This window comes from Pseudoduganella sp. jia 9, from assembly GCF_055502615.1.
Genome location: NZ_JBUPWE010000009.1, coordinates 125,138 through 138,462, shown reverse-complemented (window position 1 = coordinate 138,462; position 13,325 = coordinate 125,138). Strand labels below are relative to the sequence as shown.

Annotated in this window: 13 protein-coding genes; 9 read left to right on the top strand and 4 right to left on the bottom strand. The window is 68.2% G+C overall.

Annotation, left to right across the window (positions count from 1 at the left end; all coding sequences use genetic code 11):
• Nucleotides 1-8 precede the first annotated feature (8 nt).
• Nucleotides 9-1,373: a glycoside hydrolase family 27 protein gene (locus ACY34H_RS13100; protein ID WP_464977935.1), complete on the top strand. Its 1,365-nt coding sequence runs from the start codon at nt 9-11 to the stop codon at nt 1,371-1,373.
• Between the two features lie 7 nt (nt 1,374-1,380).
• Here the strand turns inward: ACY34H_RS13100 and ACY34H_RS13095 are convergent, their stop codons facing one another.
• Nucleotides 1,381-2,355, bottom strand: coding sequence for a Bug family tripartite tricarboxylate transporter substrate binding protein (locus ACY34H_RS13095; protein ID WP_464977934.1), 975 nt, complete (start codon nt 2,353-2,355; stop codon nt 1,381-1,383).
• Nucleotides 2,356-2,397: 42 nt separating this feature from the next.
• On the bottom strand, nt 2,398-3,456 hold the full coding sequence (locus ACY34H_RS13090; protein ID WP_464977933.1) for a porin: 1,059 nt from the start codon (nt 3,454-3,456) through the stop codon (nt 2,398-2,400).
• A gap of 185 nt (nt 3,457-3,641) precedes the next feature.
• Between ACY34H_RS13090 and ACY34H_RS13085 the strand changes: the two genes are divergently transcribed.
• From ACY34H_RS13085 to ACY34H_RS13070, 4 genes are all read left to right on the top strand, one after another.
• Nucleotides 3,642-4,331 carry a response regulator gene (locus ACY34H_RS13085; protein ID WP_464977932.1) on the top strand — a complete coding sequence of 230 codons (690 nt, stop codon included), beginning with the start codon at nt 3,642-3,644 and terminating at the stop codon, nt 4,329-4,331.
• 13 nt (nt 4,332-4,344) lie between these two features.
• Nucleotides 4,345-5,787 (top strand): sensor histidine kinase, encoded by a 1,443-nt coding sequence (locus ACY34H_RS13080; protein ID WP_464977931.1) that lies wholly within the window; start codon nt 4,345-4,347, stop codon nt 5,785-5,787.
• A gap of 250 nt (nt 5,788-6,037) precedes the next feature.
• Entirely contained in the window at nt 6,038-7,513 is a 1,476-nt protein-coding gene (locus ACY34H_RS13075) for a CitMHS family transporter (protein WP_464977930.1), read from the top strand.
• A gap of 154 nt (nt 7,514-7,667) precedes the next feature.
• Nucleotides 7,668-8,582 (top strand): GntR family transcriptional regulator, encoded by a 915-nt coding sequence (locus ACY34H_RS13070; RefSeq protein WP_464977929.1) that lies wholly within the window; start codon nt 7,668-7,670, stop codon nt 8,580-8,582.
• Between the two features lie 39 nt (nt 8,583-8,621).
• Here the strand turns inward: ACY34H_RS13070 and ACY34H_RS13065 are convergent, their stop codons facing one another.
• Together ACY34H_RS13065 and ACY34H_RS13060 are read right to left on the bottom strand one after the other, a co-directional pair.
• Nucleotides 8,622-9,518 (bottom strand): cupin-like domain-containing protein, encoded by an 897-nt coding sequence (locus tag ACY34H_RS13065; protein WP_464977928.1) that lies wholly within the window; start codon nt 9,516-9,518, stop codon nt 8,622-8,624.
• A gap of 11 nt (nt 9,519-9,529) precedes the next feature.
• Entirely contained in the window at nt 9,530-10,063 is a 534-nt protein-coding gene (locus ACY34H_RS13060; protein WP_464977927.1) for a YgjP-like metallopeptidase domain-containing protein, read from the bottom strand.
• 48 nt (nt 10,064-10,111) lie between these two features.
• Here ACY34H_RS13060 and ACY34H_RS13055 point away from each other — a divergent pair, with 48 nt between their 5' ends.
• The 4 genes from ACY34H_RS13055 (at nt 10,112) to ACY34H_RS13040 (ending at nt 13,315) form a co-directional block, all read left to right on the top strand.
• Nucleotides 10,112-10,963 carry an endonuclease gene (locus ACY34H_RS13055; protein WP_464977926.1) on the top strand — a complete coding sequence of 284 codons (852 nt, stop codon included), beginning with the start codon at nt 10,112-10,114 and terminating at the stop codon, nt 10,961-10,963.
• Between the two features lie 159 nt (nt 10,964-11,122).
• Complete coding sequence (gene modB / locus ACY34H_RS13050) at nt 11,123-11,794, top strand: molybdate ABC transporter permease subunit (RefSeq protein ID WP_464977925.1); 672 nt, start codon at nt 11,123-11,125, stop codon at nt 11,792-11,794.
• Nucleotides 11,791-12,462: an ATP-binding cassette domain-containing protein gene (locus ACY34H_RS13045; RefSeq protein WP_464977924.1), complete on the top strand. Its 672-nt coding sequence runs from the start codon at nt 11,791-11,793 to the stop codon at nt 12,460-12,462. Before modB ends, ACY34H_RS13045 begins: the two co-directional genes overlap by 4 nt.
• Before the next feature lie 10 nt (nt 12,463-12,472).
• Nucleotides 12,473-13,315, top strand: a complete 843-nt coding sequence (locus tag ACY34H_RS13040; protein ID WP_464977923.1) for a TOBE domain-containing protein — start codon at nt 12,473-12,475, stop codon at nt 13,313-13,315.
• The last annotated feature ends 10 nt before the right edge of the window (nt 13,316-13,325 follow it).

Sequence of the window (13,325 nt, the reverse complement as noted above, 5' to 3'; positions counted from 1 at the left end):
GGCAGAGCATGAACCCACACCGCAGAAACCTCCTTACCGCTTCCATCCTCACCGGCCTGGCCGGCGTGACCCCGGCCGTCGCTGGCGCAGCGACGCCTGCCGCCGCGCGCAAGACGAACGCGCTGGCCCCGACCCCGCCGATGGGCTGGAACAGCTGGAACTCGTTCGCCACCACGATCACCGAGGCGCAGGCGCTGGAAAATGCCCGCATCATGGCCGACAAGCTGCTGCCGTCCGGGTACGACGTGTTCACCGTGGACATCCAGTGGTACGAGCCGAACGCCAGCAGCTATGAATACCGCAAGGGCGCGGAACTGACGATGGATGCCAACGGCCGCCTGCTGCCGGCGCCGAACCGTTTCCCCAGCGCGGCCAACGGCGGCGGCTTCAAGGCGCTGGCCGACCAGGTACACAGGATGGGCATGAAGTTCGGCATCCACGTGATGCGCGGCATTCCGCGCCAGGCGGTGCGCGCGAATACGCCGGTGCTGGGCACGCAGTACCGCGCGCAGGACATCGCGAACACGAATTCGATCTGCACGTGGAATCCCGACATGTACGGCGTGGACATGAGCAAGCCCGGCGCCCAGGCCTACTACGACTCGATCTTCGCGCTGTATGCGTCGTGGGGCGTGGACTTCGTGAAGATGGACGACATGTCGCGGCCCTACGATGCCAACTGGCCGGAAATCGAGGCGGCGCACAAGGCGATCCGCAAGACGGGACGGCCGATCGCCCTCAGCCTGTCGCCCGGCGAAACGGACCTGAAGTGGGCGCTGCACGTGCCGCACTACGCGCAGATGTGGCGCATCTCGGACGATTTCTGGGACGAGTGGAAGCTGCTGCACGAGCAGTTCACGCGGCTGGAAAACTGGAATCCGTACATGGGCGCCAATTCCTGGCCGGATGCCGACATGCTGCCGCTGGGCCGGCTGGCGCTGGGCCAGCGCGATACCAAATTCACGCCGGACGAACAGCAGACGCTGATGACGCTGTGGTCGATCGCCCGCTCGCCGCTGATCATGGGCGGCGACCTGCGCCACCTCGATGAACGCACGCTGGCGCTGCTGACCAACCCGGAAGTGCTGGCCGTCAACCAGCGCAGCACGGCGAACCGGCCGCACCGTGCCGATGCCGGCACGCGCATCTGGAGCGCCCAGCCGGCCGGCAAGGCCAACGTGCATTACCTGGCGCTGTTCAACACCGGCGACAGTGCCACGGAACTGGTGTTCGACCTGTCGCGCCTGAACCTGGGCGGCCGGCAGGTGCGGTGCCGCGACCTGTGGGCACGGCGCGACCTGCCAACGCTGACCGGCAGCGTGAAGCAGGCGCTGGCGCCGCATGCCTCGGTGCTGCTGCAACTGACCGCCTGAAGTGTGATTACCGTTCGCGCACCAGCCCGAACTGCTCCGCCTGCCGGTTGTAGGTTGCCGCGGTGCGCTTGACATAGGCGGTCAGCGCATCGCCGGTCAGTGAGAACGGATACAGCCCGGCCTGCGTGCGCATCTGCGCGAAGCCGGGCGCCGTTTCGATGCCGGCAAAGGCCGCGACCCAGCGGCGATAGTCGGCGTCCGGCACGTCCGGGCCCATCCACACGCCGCGGATCACCGGCCATACCACGTCATAGCCCTGTTCGCGCGCCGTCGGCACGTTGGCCAGCAGGCCCGGCAGGCGCGCTTCGGACAATACCGCCAGCACGCGCACCTTGCCTGGCCCCGCGTACAGCAGGGCTTCCGACGTGTCGCCCGACACCGCCTGCACGTGATTGGCCTGCATCGCCACGAACTGCTCGCCGCCGCCCTCCAGCGCCACGAAACGCAGCTTGCGCGGGTCGATGCCGGCCAGGCGCGCCAGCAGCGCCATCTTGATCCAGTCCTGGCTGCCCACCGTGCCGGACATGCCGATCAGCACGCGCCGCGGATCGCGGCGCAAAGCACCGATCAGGTCGCCCAGCGTGCGGTAGGGCGAATCGGACGGCACGGCGACCATGCCGTAGTCGGCGCCGAACGCGGCGACCCAGCGCACGTCGTCGACATCGGCCTTGCCGAATTTGCCCAGGGCCAGGTTGAGGATCGAGCCGCTGGAGAACGTGACCAGCGTATTCGCTTCCGCGCGCCGCTGCGAGACCAGCGTGTGCCATGCCACCGCGCCGACGCCGCCCGGCAGGTAGCTGAGCTTGAGCTGCGGCGCGGCGGGGGCCTGCTGCAGTGCCGTGCGGGCCAGCTTGCAGGTCAGGTCCATCGCGCCGCCCGGCTTGGACGGGATCAGGCATTCCGCCTCGGGCGGCGCGGCCCCGGCGCTCCCCAGGCAGAGCAGGGCAACGCAGACCGGCAGGAGGGAGCGCAGGTGTTTCATGGGCCCATCATAGCGCGATGCGCCGGCATGCCCGGGATCGGCTTAGAAACGGTGCTGGATGCCGGCGGTGATGCCGCTCTGGGTCGGGGCGGCGCCGGCGTCGTCGCGCGACAGGCCGACCAGCTGGCCGCGCGCGGCCTTGGCATGCGCGGCCGACAGGTACAGGGTGGTGCGCTTCGACAGTGCCAGCATGGCGCGCGCCACGAACATCGTCGGATCGGCGTCCTGGCCGGCCGGCAGCTTGCGCGTGTCGATGTGGTAGACGGCACCGGTCAATGTCACGTCGTCGATGACCCGGGTGATGCCGCCCCAGTAGGTGTTGCCGCGCAGGTCGGGCGTCGCGGCGGCGCCGGAACGCAGCTTGTAGCCGCGCATGCCGGCCGTGTAGCGCCAGTCGCCCGTGGTGAAGTCGGCGCCCAGGTGGCAGGCGCTGGTCCGGTCGCGCCGGATGGTGGGGGCGGCCGTGCTGCCGTTGATCTGCTCGCACGCCGCCATCAGGCCCACGCCGTCGCCGAACCACGAACCGCCCAGCGCGATCTTGCGCCCGTCGTTGCTGTTGCCCGCTTTCTCGCCGAGGCCGAGCGAGGCGCCATAGGTGAAACCGCCGGTCTTGCCGGTATATTTCACCAGGTTGTCGAACGCCGTCGTCATGCCGTATTTCGACGGGCCTGTCGCGCCGCCGGTGGTGGCCCACGAATAGTTCGGCGCAAAGCCCATCGGGTCGAACTTGATCACCAGGTCATAGGTCGTGGTGAAGGAGCGGCCGATGACGAGCCGGCCATACTTGCCGTCCAGGCCGACGTAGGCCTGGCGCTTGAACAGCGCGCCGTCGGCGCCGCCGGTATCCATCAGGATGCCGCCTTCCAGGTTGTACACGGCCTTCAGGCCGCCGCCCAGGTCCTCGCTGCCGCGAATGCCCCAGCGCGAAGTGTTCTTGCCGCCCGAGATGACGCGCGCCAGGTTGCCGCCGTCGTCGCCGGCGTGGTTGACGAATTCGACGCCGGCGTCGAGCAGGCCGTAGATCTGCACGCTGCTCTGGGCGGAAGCGGAATGGCTGAGGGAAAGCGCTGCCAGGACGGCGAGCGCGAGGTGTTGCTTCATGGTGTCTCCTGATCTGTCATCGTTATGTGCCGCTTTGCTTGCGGCTTTGGGCGGACTATAAGCGCGCCGAGCTTTCATTTCCCTTTCAATGCACGCGAGCACCTGTCGGTACACTCATCAGCGCTGTCGTTCCCATCCGCGGCCCGGCCTTTCCGCGGTGCGCCGTTTGCGCTTACACTGGCGCCATGAGAATCCTGTTAGTCGAAGACCATGTCGAGCTGGCGCACTGGGTATCGAAGGCCCTGCGCGATGCCCATCTCACTGTCGAGTGCGCGGCCACCGGCGCCGATGCCGACACGCTGCTGCACACCCAGGATTACGCGCTGGTGATCCTCGACCTGACCCTGCCGCGCATGGACGGGATGGACGTGCTGCGCCGCCTGCGCGCCCGCGGCGGCAGCCGCGGCGGCACGCCGGTGCTGATCCTGACGGCGCGCGGCGGCCTGGAAGACCGCGTGCAGGGCCTGAACGAAGGCGCCGACGATTACCTGGCCAAGCCTTTCGAGCTGGCCGAGCTGGAGGCGCGCGTGAAAGCGCTGCTGCGCCGGCGCAGCGGCAACGAGGCGCTGGTGCACCGCTGCGGGCAGCTCGGCTTCGACACCGTCTCGCGCATGTTTTCCTACTGCGGCGAACCGCTGGCGCTGACGCCCCGCGAGCACGCCGTGCTGGAGGCGCTGATCGCGCGGCCGGGCCGCGCGCTGTCGAAGGAAAAGCTGTTCCAGGAAGTGTTCGCGCTGGAGGATGACGTCAATATCGACGCCATCGAGCTGTACGTCCACCGCATCCGCAAGAAGCTCGAACGCCGCCCCGACGGCGGCGCGTCGATCGTCACGCTGCGCGGCATCGGCTACCTGATGCAGGAACGCCCGGCCTGACGCCGGGGCCGCCATGCCCTGGCTCGCCTCGCTGCGCCGCCGCACCATTGCCGCCAGCCCGCTGGGCAGCCTGCGCAACCAGCTGCTGCGCTGGCTGATCCTGCCGCTGGTGGCGCTGGTTGCGCTGAACGCGGTCTCGGTGTACCGCGATGCGCTGGAAACCGCCGACATCGCCTACGACCGCTCGCTGCTGTCGTCCACGCGCGCGCTGGCCGAGCGCGTCTCGGTACGGGACGGCAAGGTGGTCGCCAACGTGCCTTATGTGGCGCTGGACAGTTTCGAGACCGACACGCTGGGCCGCATCTACTACAAGGTCACCGGCCTGCAGGGCGAGACCGTGTCCGGCTACGACGATCTGCCGCCGGTGCCGGCAAGCGTGCCGCGCTCGGACCTGTATCCGGCCCTGGTGCGCTTCTATCACGCCGGTTACAACGGCGAGCCGGTGCGCATCGCGGCCCTGCTGCAGCCGGTGTATGACGAATCGATGCGCGGCATCGCGCTGATCCAGGTGGGCGAGACCCTCGATGCGCGCCGCGCGCTGTCACGGCGCATCCTGCTCAATACCCTGCTGCGCCAGGCCCTGCTGGTGCTGGCGGTGGCCACGCTGGTGTGGTTTGCCGTGCGCCTCGTGCTGCGGCCGCTGATGCGACTGAAGAGCGAAGTCGAGACGCGTCCGCTGTCCGACCTGTCGAACATCGACCAGGCCCTGGTGCACCGCGAAGTGCGCCCGCTGGTGGCCGCCATGAACGGCACCATGGCGCGCATGCAGGACCTGATCGCCAGCCAGCGCCGCTTCATCGCCGATGCTTCCCACCAGCTGCGCACGCCGCTCGCGGTGCTCAAGACGCAGGCCGAGGTGGCCCTGCGCGAAGACGACCCTGCGGCCATGCGCGCCATCGTGCGCTCGATTGCCGGCACCACCGATTCCGCCATCCACCTGGCCAACCGCCTGCTCACGCTGGCGCGCATCGAGCATGGCGGCGGCAGCGCGCCCGCCGGGCCGGTCGCGCTGGCGGCGGTGGCGGCCCAGGTGGGACTGGAGCTGGCCGTGCCCGCGGTCCAGAAAGGCATCGACCTGGCGCTGGAGGCGGAGGAGGGCGCCGATACCACGGTGCATGGCCAGGAACTGCTGCTGCACGAGCTGGTCGCCAATCTGGTGGACAACGCGATCCGCTACACGCCGGCCGGCGGCAGCGTGCTGCTGCGGGTGGCACGGCAGGAGGCCGGCGTGCTGCTGGAGGTCGTGGACAGCGGCCCCGGCATCGCGCCGGAGGAGCACGACAAGGTGCTGATGCCGTTCTACCGCGCCCAGGCAACGCTGGAAGCCAATCCCGGCGGCACCGGCCTGGGGCTCGCCATCGTGCGCGACATCGCCGGCATGCACGGCGCCACCGTGGCGCTCGGCACCGGCGAGGGCGGCCGCGGCCTGAAGGTCGGCGTATTGTTCGGGCGCTGAAAGCCACTGAAAGCCAGTTGAAAGCAACGCAAGCTTATAGTCGGCACAAACGAGCAAAACAATACGCCGACAACGACTGGAGACACGATGCACGAACCCCTTCCGCGCGCGCCGTCCTGGCGCCGCCCATCCCGGCGATTTGCCTGGAACCCTGAACGCCGCGGGGTTGCCGCCTGATCCCGGCAGCCTGCGCAGCGCTTCCCGACACAACAGCAAGAACGCAGGTATCGCGCCTGCAAGGAGACCGATAATGTTGACCACCCTGGCCTATTCGATGGTCGTAGTGTTCATGTTCCTTATCATGACCAAGCGCCTGCCGGCGCTGGTCGCGCTGATCATCGTGCCGATCGCCTTCGGCATCATCGGCGGCTTCGGCCCCGAACTCGGGCCGATGATGCTCGACGGGATCAAGAAACTGGCGCCCACCGGCGTCATGCTGATGTTCGCCATCCTGTACTTCGGCATCATGATCGATGCCGGCCTGTTCGATCCGGTGGTGCGCCGCATCCTGAAGATCGTCGACGGCGACCCGATGAAGATCGTGGTCGGCACGGCGGCGCTGGCCATGTTCATCTCGCTGGACGGCGATGGCGCCACCACCTACATGATCACGGTGTCGGCCATGCTGCCACTGTACAAGCGCATGGGCATGAGCCGGCTGGTGCTGGCCTGCGTGATCATGCTGGCGGGAGGCGTGTTCAACATCCTGCCGTGGGGCGGGCCGACCGCGCGGGCGGCCAGCGCGCTGGGCGTGGATGTCAGCGAGATTTTCGTGCCGATGATCCTGCCGATGGCCGTCACCGCGCTGTGGGTGCTGTTCGTCGCCTACATGCTCGGCATGAAGGAGCGCAAGCGCATCGGCTTCGCCGCACTGCCGGCCGCCGGCGCCGGGCGCAAGGCCGCGACCACGCCGGGCTTCCCCCAGCCGGCGCTGGCGGGGATGCCGCCGACCGCCGAGCTCAATGCGATCGCCGACCAGTGGGTTGCCCATGGCGGCAGCGCGGACGCGGCCGGCACGCATGCCGGCTCCGGCGGGAGCGGGGCATCCGGCCCGGCAGCCGCCGCGCCGGAGATCACGCTGTCCGGCGCCGGCATTGCGCGGCCAAAGCTGATCTGGGTGAACTTCCTGCTGACGGCGGCCCTGATGGTGCTGCTGATCATGGGCGCCTTGCCGCTGCCGGCGCTGTTCATGATCTTCTTCGCCATCGCGATCATGGTCAACTACCCGGGCCTGCAGGAGCAGAAGGAGCGTATCGCCTCCCATGCCGCCAACGCGGTGCCCGTGGTGTCGCTGATCTTCGCTGCCGGCATCTTCGTCGGCATCCTGCAGGGCACGAAGATGGTCGACGCCATCGCCAACAGCGTCATCGCCGGCGTGCCGGAGTGGATGGGGCCCTACCTGGCCGTGGTCACGGGCATCCTCAGCATCCCGTTCACGTTCTTCATTTCGAACGATGCGTTCTACTTCGGCATCGTGCCGGTGCTGGCCAAGGCTGCCGAGATCTACGGCATCAGCGCCGCCGAGATCGGCCGCGCGTCGATCATCGGCCAGCCGGTCCACCTGCTCAGCCCACTGGTGGCATCGACCTACCTGCTGGTCGGCATGTCCGAAGTGGAGTTCGGCGACCACCAGCGCTACACGCTGATCTGGTCGATCTCGGCGGCGCTGGTCATGCTGGTGTCGGCCATCGTGTTCGGCGTGATCCCGCTGATGGGCAACGCATGATCTCCGGGCATCGCTTCGCGCGATGACGTGACAGGGCCGCCGGGGCAGGGCGGCGGCATCCCGGGTGAATGCACACCGGGATGCTCAGGCGGATGGGCAGGTAAAATGAACCATTATTGTCCTTGCGCCGCCAGCGCGGCCCGATGCACGCACCATGTCCAAGCTGCCCACCACCTCGCGACGCTGTACCAACCTTCTGCTGGAGTACATCGACGAACATGTGGCGGTCGGCGAACCGTTGCCCACCGAGGTCAGGATGACGGAGCTGGTGCAGGGCAGCCGCACGGCGATCCGCAGCACGCTGGCCCACTTCATCGAGCGTGGCCTGATCGCCGGCATGAAGGAGCGCCACCTGCTGCGCAAGCCGCGCGCGGAAGACTGGTTCGACGTCTCGGAACTGCACAGCGGCACCGAGCGGCTGCAGCAGGTGCTGATGGAGCGTATCCACCAGCGCGACCTGCCGCCGGGCGCCGAGTTTTCCGAAGCGGAGCTGGCACGCGCTTCCGGCGTGAGCACGATCGCCGTGCGCGAATTCCTGATCGGCTTTTCCCGCCACGGCCTGATCGAGAAGAAGCCGCGCGGCGGCTGGCGCCTGTGCGCCTTCGACCCGTCGTTCGCTCAGGAACTGGGCGAAGTGCGCGAGATGTTCGAGCTGAAGGCCATCGAACGGGTGGCCGCGCTGCCGGCGGACGACGCGGCCTTCGCGCGCCTGGCCGAACTGCTGGCGCGGCACGAAGCGCTGGGCGCGGCACCGGCAGCCAGCCACGCGGATTTTCCGCCGCTCGACCGCGAATTCCATACCTTCCTGATCGGCCTGCTGGAGAACCGCTTCGCGAACAGCCTGAACGACGCGGTATCGCTGGTCTTCCACTACCACTACCAATGGGACAAGCACGACGAGCTGCCGCGCAACCAGTACGCGGTGCAGGAACACGTGGCGATCCTGCGCGCGCTGGTGGCGCGCGACGTGCCGGCCGCGCTGGCGGCGATGCGCACGCACCTGCAATCGTCGCGCAGCACCATGCTCCAGGCGCTGCACAACCGGGAGGGCCGGCAGCACGCCGATTGACGCAGTACGCATGAGGCATGGCGTCGCCCAGGGTGTGGCCTATCCCGCCAGCGCGGCCCCGTCCCCCAGCGCCAGCGGCACCCCGCGCGCCCAGCGGTTCGACGACAGCGAAAAACTCAGCGCGCGCACCTGGTGGAACCAGCCGGCCGGCACATACAGCATGTCGCCGGGGCCGACGATGCATTCGACCGTCGCGGCGTGGCGCGCCAGCGGAAACCGGTCGAAGTCGGGCGCCTCGGGATCGAACGGCGAGCCGAACAGGATGGCGTTGGCTTCGGACGGGTACAGGAACTCGTCGTGATGCGGCGGCGCCAGCATGATCCGTTTCGTGCCCCAGACCTGGGCGAAGACATTGTCGTCGTAGTCGCAGTGCAGCGGCGTGACCGTGCCCGCGGGGCCCAGCCAGAAGCGGGGCGGGCCCATCTTGTCGAAATACGCAGGCCAGTGGCACAGCCGGTTCAGCTCGCGCAATGCCAGGTTGCCAAGGTAGGGAGGCAGGCCCGGCGTGCCGGCGGCCACCAGGTCGAGATACTCGAGCATGCCCATGTCGCGCATCGCCCGGTCGGCCGCGAAGGCCGTGTTGACATAGTCGCCCACCCGCGCCCGCACGGGCAGGTGGCTGTAGTGCTCGCGCAGCGACTGCACCGTCAGCGCGGCGAGCGGCCAGCGCCCGACGATGCCGGTCATCACGAACGGCAGCCCCTGCGCGGCGCGCGCGCGAAAGGCCGCCTTGTCGAGCGCCTTGACGCGCGCTACCTCGGCGATGGGCGGCAGGGTGCGCGCGGCTGCCTTGATCGCATCGCGCATGGCGGCGATGGACGGCACGCCGCGCACCTGCGCATCCCTGCGCTCGCGTTCCTCGCGGTGGGCGGCGCGGTCCGCGGCGGCCGCTTCCGATTCCTGGCGGGTGGGCGGCAGGCGTGGCGTTTTTCGCATCGCGGCCCCGCTTACCACAGCTTCTGCCCCGAATGCTCCAGTTCCGTCAGGTACAGGCGCACGTCGAACTCGTACTGGTGGTAATGGGGCTCCATGTACGTACAGAGTTTATAGAATGCCTTGTCGTGCTGCTTTTCCTTCACGTGCGCCAGTTCGTGCACGGCGATCATGCGCAGGAACTCGATCGGGCAGTCGCGGAACATGGTGGCCACGCGGATTTCGTGCTTGGCCTTCAGCTTGCCGCCCTGGATGCGCGAGATCGCCGTGTGCAGGCCGAGCGCGTGGTTGATGACGTGGATCTTGCTGTCGAAAAGTACCTTGTCGATCGGCGCGGCGTTGCGCAGGAACTCGTCGCGCAGGTCCTGCACGTAGTCGTACAGCGCCTTGTCGTTGCGCACTTCGTGGGCTTTCGGATAACGTTTTTTGATCACGTCGCCGAGGCGGTTCTGGTTCAGCAGGGCTTGCACCTGGTGGCGCGTGTCGTCGGAGTACGCGCCGAGGTATTTCAGTGTGGCTGTCATGGCGGCGAGACTGTACCACAGCATGGTATTTCGATCTTGCCTGCCCATGTTGCCACGCCGTATCATGGCGGGATGCGCACCCATGTCAATTCAGTGGGACTGCTGATCCGCGCCGATCCCGCACTCCTGTTCACGTATCCCGCGCACATCCCGCGCGACTGCATCGATGTATTGCCGCAGCAGCCGGGCATCTACATCTTCCGCGACGAGGCCGCCACGCCGATCTATATTGGCAAAAGCGTCAACATCCGGCAGCGCGTGCTGTCGCACCTGCGCACGCCCGAGGAAGCGCAGATGCTGGCGCGCACCCACCACATCGATTTCGAACGCACCGGTGGGGAACTGGGCGCGCTGCTGCGCGAGGCGATGCTGATCCGCGAACACCAGCCGGTCTTCAACGTCAAGCTGCGCCAGCAGCGCGACATGTGCGCGATCGCGCTGCGCGAACACCGGCCGGAGATCGTCTTTGCGAAAGAAGTCGATTTCGGCCGCACCGATGGCCTGTTCGGCCTGTTCGGCACGAAGAAGGCGGCGCAGGAAACGCTGAAGAACGTGGCGCAGGCGGCCAATCTGTGCTCGGTGCTGACGGGCCTGGAGAAGGGCAGCCCGGGCCGGCCATGCTTCGCGCGGCAGCTGGCGCGCTGCCGGGGCGGCTGCACCGGCGAGGAAAGCCTGGCCGAGCACGGTGCGCGGCTGCATGCGGCGCTCGGGCACATGCTGGTGCGGCGCTGGCCGTTCGACGGGCCGATCGCAATCGTCGAGGAATCCGGTGGCCTGAAGCAGAAGCAGCTGGTCGACAACTGGTGCTATCTCGGCACCGGCAGGCTGAAGAAAAAGCGCGGCACGGCGCGCTTCGATCCCGCGGTCTATCACATCCTCCAGCGGCCCCTGCTGGAGGGCGGATTGACCGTCGAACTGCTGTAGCGTTCACGCTATATATTCAGGTATATTGCGCTTTTCGGTTCTCGACGAGAAACTCATGCGCAGGAACATCCTGTTTCCCCCGCTTGCCGCGTTGCGGTTCCTGGCCGGCGTGTCCGGTTCCACGGCCCTGCGGGTCACGCACCGCTGCGGCAAGCGCTGATGGCGGACGCCTGGATCGCCCTTGCCCTGTCGCTCAAGGTGGCCCTGTGCGCCACGCTGATCGACCTGGTGTTCGGCGTGGCCATCGGCTGGGTGCTGGCGCGCCGGCGCTTTCCCGGCCGCGAGCTGCTCGATGCGCTGCTGACACTGCCGATGGTGATGCCGCCCACGGTGCTCGGCTATTACCTGCTGGTCGTCATCGGCCGCAACGGCCCGCTGGGCGGCTGGCTGCACGACACGTTCGGCATCAACCTGATCTTCACGTGGCAGGCCGCGGTGATCGCGGCGGCCGTGGTCGCATTCCCGCTGGTGGTGAAAGGCGCGCGTTCGGCGTTCGAGACGGTCGACCCGCAACTGGAGCAGGCCGCGCGCGTGCTCGGCGTATCCGGCCCCGGGGTGTTCCTGCGGGTGACGCTGCCGCTGGCCTGGCGCGGCGTGCTGGCCGGTACCCTGCTTGCGTTCGCCCGCTCGATGGGCGAGTTCGGCGCCACGCTGATGGTGGCCGGCAGCATTCCCGGCAAGACGCAGACGCTGTCGATCGCCGTCTACGAAGCCGTGCAGGCCGGGCAGGACGATACCGCCAACCTGCTGGTGCTGGTCACCTCGCTTTCCTGCGTGGCCGTGCTGGTGCTGGCCAGCAGGCTGGCGCCGCCACGCAGGGCGCTGCCATGATCCGGGTCCACATCGATACCACGCTGCGCTCCGGCAACCGCGCGTTCCGGCTGAACGCGCGCTTTGCCTCGGACAGCCAGCGCATCGTCATCTATGGCGCTTCGGGCGCCGGCAAGAGCCAGATGCTGAAGGCAGTGGCCGGCCTGGCCCGGCCGGATGCCGGCTATGTCGAGCTCGCTGGCCGGGTGCTGTTCGACAGCGCCAACGGCATCGACGTGCCGCCGCAGCGGCGCAACGTCGGCTACCTGTTCCAGGACTACGCGCTGTTTCCCCACCTGAACGTGCGGCAGAACATCGCCTTCGGCCTGCGCCGCGGCCTGTTCAACCCGCCGCGCGCGGTCGATGGCGAAGCGGTTGCTTACTGGCTCGATGCGTTTGCGCTAGCGCCGGTGGCGCAGCAGTTGCCGGATCAGTTGTCCGGCGGCCAGCGGCAGCGGGTGGCGCTGGCGCGCGCCCTGGTCGCCGAGCCGGCCGCGCTGTTGCTGGACGAGCCGTTCGCGGCCCTGGACCCGGCGCTGCGCGTGCGCATGCGCGCCGAACTCGATACGCTGCAGCGCCGCCTCGATATTCCGATGCTGATGATCACGCACGACCCGGAAGATGCCGTCGCGTTCGGCGGCCATGTCCTGACGATGGCCGATGGCGTCATCGTGGCGGAAAAACCATGACGGAGGAAATATGACGGAGGCGGCGACACCCGATCCCCTGGAATGGCACGGCAAGCTGTGGCTGAGTGCCGGCGGGCGGCAGCTGGGCGGCTCGGACCGCATCGCACTGCTGGCCGCGATCGCCGAGCACGGCTCGATCACGGCGGCGGCCAAGGCCGTGGGCATGAGCTACAAGGGCGCGTGGGATGCGGTGGAAGCGATGAACAACCTGGCCGGCACGGCGCTGGTCGAGCGGCTGGCGGGCGGCAAGGGCGGTGGCGGCACCCGGCTCACCGAACGGGGCGGGCAACTGGTGGCGCAGTTCCTCCACCTGGAGGAACTGCATCGGCGTTTCGTCGAACAACTGGGCCGGAGCCAGGGCGCGGACGGCCTGCGCGATGTGAATCTGCTACAGGTGATGAATATGAAAACCAGTGCACGCAACCAGTTCCTGGGTACCGTGGAAACCCTGACGCGCGGCGCCGTCAACGATGAGGTCGTGCTGCGCATCGTCGGCGGCCAGCGCATCGTGGCGGTGGTCACGCATGAAAGCGCGGCAAGCCTGGGCCTGGCGCCGGGCGTGCAGGCGTTCGCGCTGGTGAAGGCGTCGTCGGTGATCGTCGCGGTGGCGGAGGAGGGAGCAGTTCAGGGAACCATGCAGCGCGTGAAACTGTCGGCCCGCAATCAGCTGGCCGGCACCGTTGCCCGGGTCGTGCCCGGCGCGGTCAACGCGGAGGTGGCGATCGCGCTGCCGGGTGGCGGCACGATCGCGGCGACCGTGACGCGCGACAGCGCGGAGGAACTGGCACTGGCGGCCGGCATGCCGGCGACCGCGCTGTTCAAGGCGTCCAGCGTGATCGTCGGAGTGCTGTAGCGCCAGTTTC

Coding starts and splice junctions, on each gene's coding strand:
- ACY34H_RS13100 (WP_464977935.1), top strand. CDS start 9: ATGAACCCACACCGCAGAAACCTCCTTACCGCTTCCATCCTCACCGGC.
- ACY34H_RS13095 (WP_464977934.1), bottom strand. CDS start 2,355: ATGAAACACCTGCGCTCCCTCCTGCCGGTCTGCGTTGCCCTGCTCTGC.
- ACY34H_RS13090 (WP_464977933.1), bottom strand. CDS start 3,456: ATGAAGCAACACCTCGCGCTCGCCGTCCTGGCAGCGCTTTCCCTCAGC.
- ACY34H_RS13085 (WP_464977932.1), top strand. CDS start 3,642: ATGAGAATCCTGTTAGTCGAAGACCATGTCGAGCTGGCGCACTGGGTA.
- ACY34H_RS13080 (WP_464977931.1), top strand. CDS start 4,345: ATGCCCTGGCTCGCCTCGCTGCGCCGCCGCACCATTGCCGCCAGCCCG.
- ACY34H_RS13075 (WP_464977930.1), top strand. CDS start 6,038: ATGTTGACCACCCTGGCCTATTCGATGGTCGTAGTGTTCATGTTCCTT.
- ACY34H_RS13070 (WP_464977929.1), top strand. CDS start 7,668: ATGTCCAAGCTGCCCACCACCTCGCGACGCTGTACCAACCTTCTGCTG.
- ACY34H_RS13065 (WP_464977928.1), bottom strand. CDS start 9,518: ATGCGAAAAACGCCACGCCTGCCGCCCACCCGCCAGGAATCGGAAGCG.
- ACY34H_RS13060 (WP_464977927.1), bottom strand. CDS start 10,063: ATGCTGTGGTACAGTCTCGCCGCCATGACAGCCACACTGAAATACCTC.
- ACY34H_RS13055 (WP_464977926.1), top strand. CDS start 10,112: ATGCGCACCCATGTCAATTCAGTGGGACTGCTGATCCGCGCCGATCCC.
- modB (WP_464977925.1), top strand. CDS start 11,123: ATGGCGGACGCCTGGATCGCCCTTGCCCTGTCGCTCAAGGTGGCCCTG.
- ACY34H_RS13045 (WP_464977924.1), top strand. CDS start 11,791: ATGATCCGGGTCCACATCGATACCACGCTGCGCTCCGGCAACCGCGCG.
- ACY34H_RS13040 (WP_464977923.1), top strand. CDS start 12,473: ATGACGGAGGCGGCGACACCCGATCCCCTGGAATGGCACGGCAAGCTG.